This is a genomic window from Paenibacillus provencensis (genome assembly GCF_042678545.1).
Classification (GTDB): Bacteria; Bacillota; Bacilli; order Paenibacillales; family Paenibacillaceae; genus Paenibacillus; species Paenibacillus provencensis.
Map to the genome: position 1 here is coordinate 2,999,677 of NZ_JBHTKX010000001.1, position 12,942 is coordinate 3,012,618.

Annotated in this window: 11 protein-coding genes; 4 read left to right on the plus strand and 7 right to left on the minus strand. The window is 46.8% G+C overall.

The features are described from left to right. Positions 1-20: 20 nt before the first annotated feature. Positions 21-893: an AraC family transcriptional regulator gene (locus tag ACFQ3J_RS14530; protein WP_251582333.1), complete on the minus strand. Its 873-nt coding sequence runs from the start codon at positions 891-893 to the stop codon at positions 21-23. A gap of 185 nt (positions 894-1,078) precedes the next feature. Between ACFQ3J_RS14530 and ACFQ3J_RS14535 the strand changes: the two genes are divergently transcribed. Both ACFQ3J_RS14535 and ACFQ3J_RS14540 read left to right on the plus strand, forming a co-directional pair. After that, entirely contained in the window at positions 1,079-2,218 is a 1,140-nt protein-coding gene (locus ACFQ3J_RS14535) for an LLM class flavin-dependent oxidoreductase (protein ID WP_379293074.1), read from the plus strand. Between the two features lie 219 nt (positions 2,219-2,437). Continuing rightward, positions 2,438-4,453, plus strand: coding sequence for a S9 family peptidase (locus ACFQ3J_RS14540; RefSeq protein ID WP_251582337.1), 2,016 nt, complete (start codon positions 2,438-2,440; stop codon positions 4,451-4,453). Positions 4,454-4,618: 165 nt separating this feature from the next. On the opposite strand, the gene ACFQ3J_RS14545 is transcribed toward ACFQ3J_RS14540, so the two are convergent. The 4 genes from ACFQ3J_RS14545 to ACFQ3J_RS14560 form a co-directional block, all read right to left on the minus strand. Then, positions 4,619-5,485, minus strand: a complete 867-nt coding sequence (locus ACFQ3J_RS14545) for a hypothetical protein (protein WP_139236930.1) — start codon at positions 5,483-5,485, stop codon at positions 4,619-4,621. Between the two features lie 187 nt (positions 5,486-5,672). Beyond that, entirely contained in the window at positions 5,673-7,700 is a 2,028-nt protein-coding gene (locus tag ACFQ3J_RS14550) for a hypothetical protein (RefSeq protein ID WP_091153476.1), read from the minus strand. Beyond that, a complete protein-coding gene (locus tag ACFQ3J_RS14555; RefSeq protein ID WP_251582339.1) occupies positions 7,675-8,577 on the minus strand; it encodes an ABC transporter ATP-binding protein in 903 nt (300 codons plus the stop codon). Before ACFQ3J_RS14555 ends, ACFQ3J_RS14550 begins: the two co-directional genes overlap by 26 nt. Beyond that, positions 8,570-8,974: a GntR family transcriptional regulator gene (locus ACFQ3J_RS14560; protein ID WP_251582341.1), complete on the minus strand. Its 405-nt coding sequence runs from the start codon at positions 8,972-8,974 to the stop codon at positions 8,570-8,572. Before ACFQ3J_RS14560 ends, ACFQ3J_RS14555 begins: the two co-directional genes overlap by 8 nt. Positions 8,975-9,221: 247 nt before the next feature. On the opposite strand from ACFQ3J_RS14560, the gene ACFQ3J_RS14565 reads away from it, so the two are divergent. Beyond that, entirely contained in the window at positions 9,222-9,869 is a 648-nt protein-coding gene (locus ACFQ3J_RS14565; RefSeq protein ID WP_091153468.1) for a futalosine hydrolase, read from the plus strand. Position 9,870: 1 nt separating this feature from the next. After that, the gene (locus tag ACFQ3J_RS14570) at positions 9,871-10,704 is read left to right on the plus strand and encodes a 1,4-dihydroxy-6-naphthoate synthase (protein ID WP_251582343.1); all 834 of its coding nucleotides are present in this window, start codon (positions 9,871-9,873) and stop codon (positions 10,702-10,704) included. Between the two features lie 123 nt (positions 10,705-10,827). On the opposite strand, the gene ACFQ3J_RS14575 is transcribed toward ACFQ3J_RS14570, so the two are convergent. After that, complete coding sequence (locus tag ACFQ3J_RS14575) at positions 10,828-12,441, minus strand: sensor histidine kinase (protein WP_311286393.1); 1,614 nt, start codon at positions 12,439-12,441, stop codon at positions 10,828-10,830. Between the two features lie 131 nt (positions 12,442-12,572). Next, positions 12,573-12,809, minus strand: a complete 237-nt coding sequence (locus ACFQ3J_RS14580) for a MerR family transcriptional regulator (RefSeq protein ID WP_091153464.1) — start codon at positions 12,807-12,809, stop codon at positions 12,573-12,575. Positions 12,810-12,942 lie beyond the last annotated feature (133 nt).

The following is a 12,942-nucleotide window of genomic DNA, read 5'->3' on the forward strand; positions in this document are numbered from 1 at the left end:
ACAAAAGGACAAGTCAAGGGTTATTCCCTCAGAGCTTGTCCTTTTGTGTGTTTCTCACGATATTTAGCCGGTGATACGCCTTCATAACTCTTGAATGCTTTCGAGAACGAGAATAGGTCAGGATATCCCACGGACTGGGCAATCTCTCCCAGTTTATAGGTTGTGCCTGTGAGAAGGAGCTTGGCTTCATTCATGCGCAGCTCCTGCATATATTTCATCGGAGATATGCCATACGTTTTGTGAAATTTCTTGGTAAAATGTGTGCGCTCAACGCCAACGTAATCGGCTACACTCTTAATGGTAATGCCTCCAGCGTAATGAATTTCCAAATACTCTTTCCCCTGCTGCACCCATGAAGGATTGTGGGAGGTTTCGGCAAGACTTGATTCATTCACAGCAAGCGCGTCAAATACCTTCTGGAGATAGGTGAGCCGCGATAAATCTGTCAGCTCCATTCGGCAGTGATTAAACCATGACTTCATGATCTCAACGGCCTCATCATTGAGCCCTCCCTGCAGATGGGGTCTTGATGGCCCAAGACCTGCCCGTGCGAGTAAGGACAGGGCATGTTTTCCGTCAAAGGCAAAGAAAATTTTACGTAGAGTTTTGTCCTCATTGGTGTAATATTCGTGCGTCACTTGAGGAAAGAGACAGAATAAGTCCCCGGGGCGAAGTGGGTAAGTCTTGCCGCTCTGTATAAAGGTCCCCTCGCCTTCCAGCACCATCAGCAAGTAATAGTATGGCGTTACCCGTGGTCCGATGTGATAGGCTGGCTTGGCAGCATTAGCCCCCAGACGAATGGGCCATGCGGCGCTCCCCTTCTCATACGCCGAGGGATTAAAGAAATGGATCTCTAGAAATTCGTGAACGTCTTCCTTCATGTTAGTAAACATCTAACCCCTCCGGTACCCACAAAATGATAAATCCTATTCCCTTCTATTGATATGGTTCAATTCGTTCAAGGTTGTTAAACTGATTACTATACTATTCCTACCGTATTAGTAGTAATTATTTTTATACCAAATATATAGAGTGATGAACAATATTGCAAGCATACCTTGAAAGGAGTTCATAACAAATGAGCATAGCAGCACAATCCGTAGAGTTTGGTTGGTTTATTCCCACGAATGGGGATGGGAGATATATCGGTACTCAGCTGGAGCGCAAGCCTTCCCAGGAATATTTTGTACAGGTTGCACAAGCTGCTGAGAAAGCAGGCTACGAGTTCACCCTAATTCCTGCGGGCGGAGATTGCTGGGATGGATGGATCGTTGGATCTTGGGTTGCAGCGCATACCACCAAGCTAAAGCCGCTTATTGCGATGCGTCCAGGGCTCATCTCCCCTGTACTTGCAGCACGCATGGCATCCACACTCGATCAAATGTCCGGGGGCCGTGCGCTCATCAACGTGGTCACAGGTCACTATCCTCAAGACCTCAAGGCAACTGGCGACCCGCTTCATGGAAGCCATGACGAACGTTATGAACGAACGAAGGAATTTCTGGATGTGGTGAAGGGCGTTTGGGGAGAAGATGGCAGCGGACAAGGGTTTAATTATGAAGGCAAGCATTATGCAGTCGAAGGTGGCGTAAGCAAGCCCGCTCCTGTGCAGAATCCGAACCCGCCCCTATACTTTGGAGGAAGCTCCGTTGCCGGTAAGAAGGTAGCTGCTGAGAGCGCGGATGTCTACTTGATGTGGGCTGAGCCCCTCGAATGGATTCAAGGACAAATTGCCGAGATGGAGCAGCATCTTGCGGAATTAAAAGATAACACAGGTGTGGAACGGTCACTCCGCTACGGCATCCGAGCTCAGCTCGTCGTGCGTGAGACAGAGGAAGAAGCTTGGGCAGCTGCCTGGAACATTCTAAGCAAGGTCGAGCCGGATCAGCTGAAGAGTCAGGAGAAGCTTCATGCCAAGACAGACGCGACGAACCAGAAACGCCAAATGGATCTGTATGAGCAATCGAAGGAGCAGGACTATATTATTGGACCTAACTTATGGTCCGGCTTGTCTGCCGTCCGCGGCGGCGGCGCCGTAGCCTTCGTCGGAACACCAGAGCAGGTATCTGACAGACTGCTGGAATTTGTGGATGCAGGTGTCAGCTCCTTCATCCTCTCCGGATATCCACATCTGGAGGAGGCCGAAATTTCAGGTCAACTGCTGATGCCCGTAGTTAAGAAAAAGCTGGCTGAACGTTCCATCACGGTCAGTGTATAGCGCAGCTGGAGCCTAATCTCAATATGGGAATAGGCTCTTTTTTACTAACAGCGGGAAGTCAGCACTAATTATAAATAATTTACATTGTTCTGGACTATGCAATCCGCATGACTCTTAATCTCTCATTTAAAGTGACATTGTGGTCATTTGACTCTTTAAGATATGATAGAAAAGAACGACAATACTGTTCCATTACCAGCATATAGGAGGCTTGTATGTATGAGTGATAAACGAGGCATGACAGCAGAAGATCTGTATCGATTAGTGTGGACAAGTGATCCATCCCTTTCACCAAATGGTGAGCATGTTGCCTATGTATCAAAGACCGTTAACAAGGATCGTGACGGGTATAACTCTCATATCCGTATGGTTGAGCTTGGAAGTCATGAGGATATTGCATTTACAAGCGGTGAACAGGACCGTCATCCGGTCTGGTCTCCCGATGGAAGGAAGCTTGCTTTTTTGCGTAACCATAAAGACAAGCCACAGATCTGGGTCATCCCTGCTAATGGCGGTGAGGCACAGGTCATTACCCATGCTGAGCATGGCGTAAGCGGGTTTGCCTGGTCACCGGACAGCAGCAAGCTGTTATTTCGTACTCAAATCGATGCAGTGTCATCTAATGAAGCAGATGTAGAAGATTCAAAGAAAGCCCGGCAAGAATCTGTGGATCAGAAGAAGCCACTGGAAGAAGAAATTATTGATCGTATTCGGTATAAAGCAGACGGGTCAGGCCGCTGGAACGGACGCAGATCTCATCTATACATACAACAATTAGGATCAGATGCCCCAGCTCCACTAACAGGCGGAGACTATGACATCGGAGATTTCTGTTGGTCACCGGACGGGGAGCATATCGCCTTCGTTGCGAAAATACCAGAAGACGATACAGACCCGGATCTCAGTCTGATCAACGACGTCTACGTCATAAACAGCAGTGGGGGAAATCGTCGTAAACTTACCTCCTCCGAATGGACTGTGTATGCCGTCAGCTACTCTCCCGATGGCAAGAAGCTTGCCATCTTTGGAAGCGATCGTTCTCATCACAATGCGACTCAAGTGAATCTCTTCATTCGCCCCGTAGAGGATGGTGAATGGTTATCCGTAACGAAATCATATGATCTCCAGCTCAGTAACTCCATGGTAAGTGACATGAGATCCGGTACTCGTTCTAATGGACCTGTATTCAGTGAGGATAGTGAGTCGGTATACAGCCTCGTCTCGCGAGAAGGCGGCGTGCACCTAGCGAAGTTCGCAGCAGATGGTTCAGGCTATGAATGGATCTCGCAAGGCAAGCGAGACATCTATCAATTTGAGCAAGGCTCTAACGGGCAATTCATCCTTGCCGCTGCCGATCCAGCTCAGCCGGGAGATTTGTTCCTCCTCGATACCCAATCGAAGCTGGAGAGCAGACTTACACAGCATAATGATGCATTCCTTGAAGAGGTCGAGGTCATCCTGCCTGAAGAGTTCTACTATACGGCATCTGACGGGGAGAATATTCAAGGCTGGGTAATGAAACCGGCAGGAACGCCTAGCGGTACCAAGGTTCCGACCGTGCTCGAAATCCACGGCGGTCCTCATGCGATGTATGGATTTACGTTCATGCTGGAATTTCAGCTGCTGGCTGCCAGGGGCTATGCAGTCATTTATACGAATCCACGCGGCGGTCACGGATACAGCCAGGAATTTGTTAATGCCGTGCGGGGAGATTACGGTGGCAGAGATTATGCGGATCTAATGGAAGCTGTTGATCATGTGCTGTCTGCATATGATTTTGTCGATGAATCCCAGCTCTTCGTAACGGGCGGCAGCTACGGTGGATTTATGACCAACTGGATTGTTGGACATACGAACCGGTTCAAAGCAGCCGTTACACAGCGTTCCATCTCCAACTGGATCTCCTTCTACGGTGTGAGCGATATCGGATTCTTCTTCACAGAAGATCAAATTGGCGGCGACGCATGGAAGAATACAGAGCTGCTGTGGAAGCATTCTCCACTGGCATATGTTGAGCAAGTGGAAACACCGCTCCTGATTCTCCACGGCGAAGAGGATCATCGGTGTCCTATTGAACAGGCAGAGCAGCTCTTCATCGCACTGAAACGGCTTGGCAAGGAGACACAGTTCATTCGGTTCCCTAAATCAAGCCATGAGCTGTCCCGCGGTGGACATCCAGGTCTGCGTGTCAAACGCTTGAATCATATCGTCCGCTGGTTTGACGAACACAAATAAGCTCGTGATCTAACCACAGACTTCTCATTCTTAGATATTTAACATTAACGGGTTGTCAAAGCCGACAGGCAAGGCTGCACATCGTCACTACTTCTTCATGAATTGTGATGTATGACGTGCAGCCCTGCTTGTAACAGCTTTAAAATAAATTTGGTATGAGGAGTATTAGAGCAGCTTCCCCGCTCCTGTAATCACCTGTTTCACTTTTACCTCCAGTTTATATTGCTCTCCCTTTTGTCTTACAATGTCCTCTGCAATGGTGCTTAATGCGGTAATTGAGGTCAGCACAGCTGTACCCTCCTTCTTCTTGACCACCACATTAAAGTTCTTCATTTCCTGGGTGAACCGTTTCTTCGCTGCAGATATATTGCTCTTCGCCGCTCTAATCTGTACTTGGACTGGATTCTTCTCAGCAAGTGCTGTTCTCACCTTCTTGACCTCGGCATCTCTTGCCTTTTTGGCCGCTGTCAGCTTGTCCTGTTTGCGCTTGATATCTTCTCTTGCGAGCGTAACCGCGACCTTCGTTGTATCTACCTGAGATTTTACCGCAGCTGTCAGATTCTTGTTCTTCAGCTTTCTTACAAGGGTCAGCTCCTTGTTTAGTGATGTATAGAGTGCAAACAGCGGTTCATATCGTTTCTTCGTGCTCGTCACTTCCTGTGTTAATTTATCAATCTGTGCAGCCTCATGCTGTCTGAGTCGTTCAAGCAGTCTGGTTTCCGATTCCTTATTCGCATAATAGATCGCTCGGATCTGCTGATCAAGGGATTGATCCTGCTGATGAAGGCTCTGTATCCTGCTTTCTTGCTTACGCAGCGCGGACGACATGGATGACCCCGAAGACGATACGGTTTGATCCAGCATCTTCTTGCCCGTAATGGACAATTCGAAACCTGCGGCAAGAGCCGAAGGTACAGCAAGCGTCAGCGTCAAGCTGATCGATGCGAGCAGCAGCCCGCCTTTTTTCCACAATGTGGTTAGCACTCTCCCCTTCCTGACTCCTTGTGTTTGAATTTCACTAGACATGTTCACGTTCGTTCATTCTCCCTTCTCACCTGAATTATTTTCTCCGATCCTGAAGATGAAACGATGAACACAAAAAACCCGCAAGAATAGGCATCATGCCTGTCCTTACGGGTTCTTCCTCATAAGACGTTCAAATTCAATTAGGATCTATTCATATATACTTTATTTTCCATACAGCGTCAAGGAGTGTACTCTACATGCCCTCAGGAAAATGCCCCATACCATTAATAAATATTTCTCCTGAATTCAACTTAATCTTGACGAGATATGGGGTATCGAGATTGTAACTATCAAGAACAGAAATGTCAGTTCTATTTTTCAGAACATCCCACTGACTTTCCTCTTCAGTCACTTTCGTTTGTCCTGATAGCCGTGTCATATGTTCATAATATTTCTGGTGCAATTCCATATCATCATGGCTGCCGGAAAAACCGGTGTTTGTAATATTTCTCGTAATGGTCATCTCACGGATATCGGAAGGAACCATCCTCGCTTGATCAGCAAGGCCCTTCTCTTCCATCCAGGCTTCCAGCTCCTCATAGGATTTGCTCCATTCTTGATTTTGATAGCTCCCGTAACGCAAACGAGAACTCGTTAACTCGATGTATGCCCAGCTGTTCCCCATCTCAAGCTGTTCCTCATAGCTCATGGCCATAATTTCCTTGAGTAATATGCTTTTAAATTCCTTGATGTCTGCTGGATCCGTAATCGTAACTTTCTTACCCGTCTCCCAGTTTGTAATTGTAATTCTTAATGTATCATCTTCCATTAGGCTATTCTGAACATATTGCTTCTTATACTCTTCATGCTCCATAACCTTTCTCAGACTGTTCTCCAGCTGTCCTTCTTCCAGCACATACTCACGGACCATTTTACTCCCGTTGGTAAGCTCATAAGCAATTATTAATTTTCTTGAATAGTCTGAGGTCCGCTCAGAAATTTCACCTGCTTCATATTGACTTATAAGATCTTGATGCAGTTGAAGGACCGCTTCAATATAGGCAGGATACTGACTGAAGCTCTCGCTGGTCAGCTTCGCTGGAATCTGCATTTGATTAACCTTATCCGTATCCATGAGATTATTAAAATGCTCAGATACAGCGACACCTTTGACGTCCGCCGCCTTAGGAACACGAGTTTCAAAGCCATCTATATTGGCTACGGGCAGATAGAGCAGCAACAGCAGCAGCAGGCTGTATCCGATTGAGCTTGCGAGCGTACGCCTGTTCCATATCAGCCAAGTCTTACGGACGACCATCTCGGCAATGAGACATCCCAGAATGCCGCCGATTACATGACCGAACATTAAACCTCCGTTGTCATATCTATTGACCTCAGACAGGTACGCTCCAAACGCCATAGAAATAAACAGCATAACGAGCAAACGGAACAGCAACGTCATGAACGGATAGACTATTGCCTGGCCCGAGGCAGCCGCATCCCTTTTTCGATACAGTATATAGCTAAGTAATATCAATACAACGCCTAACAGGAAGTATACAAGCATCTCTCGCATGCCAAATGGTTCGCCCGACAGCCCTGTCAGCCTCAAGAATGGTGAAATGGTACCCAGTTCAAATCCGGTGCTATATCCCATTTCATAATATTCTCTAGAGAAGCCGAACAGAAATCTGTCCAGATGTATGACACCAAGCACTAGGATCCAGGCCGGGGTCAGGAGCAGACCATAGGTTACAATCAGCTGGAGGATCGTTTGTCCAAGACTTACAGCAAGCAGGACCGTGAGTCCGCACAGGAAAAGAGTGAATACCGTAGACATTCCCGCCCACTCCCATACGATGGACAGCTCATATATATAGTGATTACTTGCATAAGGACGTATTAATGCGATTATAGCAGCGATCACCCACACGGGTAACAACAAGAGAATCAGCGCACTGAACAAATGAGAGGTGAGCAGCTGGTTTCGTGTAATCGGCAAGCTGTGATATAAATCGGACGGTGCCTTACGATGCAAATATCGAAATATAAAGCTTACGGTGAAGATCGGAAAAATCAGCAGCAGATTAAGCGGCAAGCCCTCTGAAACCTCAAGCAATGAATCAATCTCTCTACCCTGACCTCCACTAACAGGCTGAAGCAGCATAACAAATGGCAGCAAGAAGGACAGGGCAAGCAGATACAATATTCCAATCCATCCATGCTGCTTCAGATCTTGAAGAATCACTCCCCGGTTAAAGAATAATCGGATGGATGTCATAGCCAGCGTCCTCCATTTCATAAATAAAGATCTCTTCCAGCGTCAGCGGCAGCATATCAAGCAAATAGGGATCATAAGCCTTGAATGCTTCCTTCACTTCCTGCTCATTGCCTTTCACGATATAAATTTCCACACTGCCCCGTTTCTCCCCATGAAGAATACGAACCTGGTTTGACAGGCTCTCCTCATGGCGGTGATCTCGAAAAGCGACCTGAATCTTGTGCGTATCCGCCTTCAGATCATCCAGATCCTTCTCCACCATGAGCATTCCGTTATGCATAATTCCGATATGATCGCACATGTCCTCAATTTCCCTTAGATTATGGGATGAGATAACGGCGGTCAGCCCTCGCTCGGCTGCTTCCTGGAACAATAAGTTTTTGATCATCCTGCGCATGACCGGGTCAAGCCCATCAATAGGCTCGTCCAGCAGCAGTACATCCGGCATACAGCTAAGAGCGAGCATAAAGGCTGCCTGACGCTGCATCCCTTTAGACATTCGGCTCAGCTTACGCGTAAGATCCAGCTTGAATACCAATTCCAGCTGACGGAAGCGTTCTTCGTTCCAATGAGGGTACATCCTCTTATAGAAAACAGCCATTTGGCGAATCGAAGTATGAGGAAAGAAATAAGGAATATCGGACATAAAGATCATTCGGCTCTTTAGCTGGGTATTCTCGTAAACCGCTGTGCCGTCAATGGTCACACTGCCTTTATCAGGCTTATAGATTCCGGCCATTGTTTTTAGCAGCGTCGTCTTTCCTGCTCCGTTCGATCCCAAGAGACCAAATATCGAGCCTTTCCGGACGGTAAGGGACAGATGATTCACAGCTGCCTCTGTCTCAAATAGTTTTGTTACTCCTGACACTTCAATCATGCTTCTCTTCCCCCTTACCGCTATCCGAAAGACGATCCTGCTGAGCCTTCTGATAGATTCCCTGTATTTCATCTTCAGTCAGACCCAAATAGATCGCTTCAGTAAACAGCTTATGTATTTCCAGCCTAAGCTCTTGTTTTCTTTGATCAACAGGTCTGTGCTCTACCTTAGCGACAAAACTCCCCTTCCCTGGCAGAGAATAAATATAGCCGTCCCGCTCCAGCTCACGATAAGCCTTCTGAATCGTATTCGGATTGACTGTAAGCTCGGCTGATAAATGCCTTACGGAAGGCAGCTGCTTATCAGGCTGCAGCATCTCCAACATAATCAACTCCTTAATTCGTTCTACTAACTGCTCGTATATCGGTTTACGGCTGCGCACGTCCAATTCAAACATCGGATTCCTCCTTCATATGTGATCAAGATCCATGGAATAAAGAGTCGATTGGATCAAGGTTGGATCATGGCACTGAATTAACTGTACTATTACTTATAATACAGTTGGATATGAAACTGTCAATCTTTTTGTTCAATGGAGTGTAATCGGTCGCTTTCGTAAAAATGGTATACTGAAACAGATGGTCATATTCTCACTAAACATCTGACTCGAATGTCATCAATAAAAAGGAGCTGAGCTGTACATCATGTCATCTCGAATCTTAATCGTTACGGCTGTTGAGGCGGAGCGAAAGGCTATAGAGGACGGCCTCAAAGTCCCCGAGCATTTTCATGTCATTGCAGGAGGAGCCGGTCCGGCGTCAGCCGCGGCAGCAACTGCAGCAGCACTGGCTTCTGCTTCATACAAGTTGGTTATTAATGCAGGAATTGGCGGAGGTTTCCCTGGGCGGGCCGAACTCGGAGAGATCGTTATCTCTACAGAAATCATACAAGCAGATCTGGGCTCCGAGACAGCGGAAGGATTCCGCAGTGTGGACGAGCTTGGATTTGGCAATTCACGTGTTATCGCGGACCCCGGTGCCATCCGCTCCATACATTCTGTCCTGCAAGAATCAACGGATGTAACTGTGCACTGCGGCCCCATCATCACGGTTTCGACCACAACGGGAACAGCTCAAACCGCGCAGGAATTGTTAAGACGTGTCCCTGAAGCTTACGCAGAATCCATGGAAGGCTATGGTGTTGCCGCTGCCGCAAGCTATTTGAATGTACCTGTACTCGAGATCAGAGCGATCTCTAACGCCGTTGGTCCGCGTGACCGGGAGGCGTGGCGAATTCCCGAAGCACTGCAGGCTCTCACAACAGTCAGTCATCAATTATCGGAGGTTTTATAATATGAATATTGTTTATTCCCCTTGTCCCAACGATACTTTCGTCTTTCATGCCTTAGTCCATGGGCAGATCGCGAACACACCGGACTTCACAGTTACATACGCAGATATCGATGTGACAAATACACTTGTTACGAAGCCCAGCGACTATGATATTCTTAAAATCTCTTATGCCGCACTGCCGTGGCTCTCAGATGAATATCGTCTCATTCCATGCGGCGGTGCCCTTGGCAGAGGCAATGGCCCGTTGGTATTGACCGCCCATCAGAATACGAGCCCAGAGGATCTCGCAGGAAAAAGAATTGCCGTTCCAAGCGAGCGCTCAACCGCCTATCTCCTGTTCCGACTATGGGCTGCAAAGAATGTACCTGACGGCATCGGAGAAATCGTGGTTATGCCGTTTGATCAAATTATGCCTGCTGTTCGAGATGGCAAGGTCGATGCAGGGCTTGTCATTCATGAAGCTAGATTCACATACCCATCCTACGGTCTCACATTGATGGCAGATATGGGGACCTGGTGGGAGGCAGATACGAAACTTCCGATTCCACTCGGTGCCATCGTCGCCCGCCGCAGCCTTGATCCAGCCGAGATCACAGCTTGGATTCAAGCCTCCATTGATTATGGATGGAAGCATCCCGAACAATCCAGAGAGTATATCCTCTCTCATGCACAGGAAATGGATCCGGCAGTTGCACAGCAGCATATTAATCTCTACGTGAATGAATTTACAAGAAATCTGGGCGAGGAAGGCTTTGGAGCAATTGAGGCGCTCTTGGGGCGTGCTGCTGGAGAAGGTCTCGTACCGGAGATGGACTTTGAGAAATTGAGAAGCTAAATACAATGAACTACGGATCTGCTTGTTCTCTCCTCAAGCTCGGCTTATACACGTAAGTTGCATCCAGATTCATCGAGCACAGCTAGAAGAAGCCTGTACGGCTATCCCCGTCAGGCTTCTTTCTTATTGCAATAGATGATCAGGATCAGCAACCTCATTACCATCTAACAATACAGGCAATATCAATTGAAACGTTGACCCCTCTCCCAGCACACTATGGACCGTAATGGAGCCTTTATGATCCTGAGAGATCTTCTGGCAGAGAGACAGACCGAGTCCTGTTCCATCCTCCTTGGTCGTATAGAAGGGATTAAAGATCTGATGCAGCTGGTCGGGTGCTATTCCCGTTCCGGTATCTTGAATCTGGATAACGGCTTTACTATCGGCTCGGCTCACGTGAATCTTCACTTCACCAGGAATCTCCATCGCCTCAAGTGCATTGCGTACGAGATTAAGCAGCACTTGAACAATCTTGTCTCGATCCATATAGATGTACATCGCATCGTCCTCAATCTCCAAAGTAAGCTGATGTCCTCGTGAGGTAGCGTCTGACTCAGACAAGGAAATAACCCTTTCAATGCATACCGTCAGAGACTCCGACCTCATATTGCTCGCATGCGGCTTGGAAAACTGGAGAAATTCGGCGGTCAGCTCCGTTACTCTCGTAATTTCATTCATAATCACCTCATACCAGGGCTTGATGTTGTAGGACTGAATCTTGGACAGCTGCACAAATCCCCGAATCGCAGTAAGCGGATTACGCACCTCGTGAGCCATTCCCGCCGCCAGCTCACCAACGACCTTCATCTTCTCCGATCTGAACAAATCCTCCTCCCGCTGAAGCCACTGCTCCCGCCTTATCTGAAACAGCTTATCCTCCGCCTTCATAATGAGTTGATTGTGATCCGCACTCTCCTCCGGATGGGTGACAATGCTGTATGACACTTGATAGCCAATCGTATCCATCTCCAATAAAGCACCGATATGATCCGGCATATAATATTCGGTTGGCAGCAGCAAGGCATAACGATCACCTGCATATCTGGAAACACCATACGCGTTTGGGAAAGTGCTGGTAAGTGCCTGTCCCAGATTAATGAGCGCCTCGTTCCCGCTCTCCAATCCATCATGATTAAAAGATTTGAAATTTTGCAGATCTAGCAGAATTAAATAAAAAGGAACTTTTTTGGATATCAAGGCTTGTATTTGGTTCATATAACCAAGGTAATTGAGAAGGCCGGTTAGCGGATCGTGGGTGGTAAGATAGTCATTCTTATCGCGAAGGAGCTGCTTCTCTGTTTCGGCACGAATGACGTAATGAAATAGAAAAACTATAAAGATCAAGGTTAGAAAGTCAAAAATAGTAACAAGGATATTGTACGCACTGATAGGAACATAACTTAAACGAATAATCGTATACTGCAGAATCAGCAGTACAGAGACAGGCAGTGTTTTCTTGTAGGATTGCTTCTTATCGAAGATTGTCATGATCATAATGTAATACAGCAGCACACACCAGTTCAGCTGGGTGATGTATTGAAAAATCCCGAGCAAAATCAGCTGAACCCACAGGAACCGCGGGTACTTATGATCCAGTGCAACGGATAACAGCAGCAGAATGCTGACAACAATCATGGCACACAAACGATGCGCGTTCTGACCCAAAATAGAAGATGCGATAATAATTAGCATGCAGCTAATCGGAAAGAAAATTAACTTGAGTCGATGGATTAACAATCGTTTTTGCACTCCCCTATGCCTGTATTGAAATATCGCAGTATAGATAAGTGCATTATATACTATGAATGTGAAGATTGCTGTCGAATAGTGGAAAAAAGCGGCTGTAAATCTGAATTGCTGCCGAAAATTTAAATTACGCTGCTCTGCCGTCTATTCTTGATCTTAAGTTCGTAGGTATTATATCCCTCCTTCAGCTTCCGATGAATTTCTTGTATTTTCTTAACATCCTCAAAAGAATATCTTCGACTTCCCCCTTTCGTTCGTGCCGGAAAGACAAGCTGCTTCTCCTCATAGTAACGAATTTGTCTCTCCGATAACCCGGTTAATTCTTTCACCATGCCAATGCTCATAATTTGATCATTCATCACAAACACCCCTTATGTTAGAATACTTGCCATAATGCTGGAGTATCTCCTCCTGAAACTATATTCAATGAACGGATTAAGCAGAGTATTCAGCTGTCTATGATACTAACAATCATTATGGCAACAATTTTAA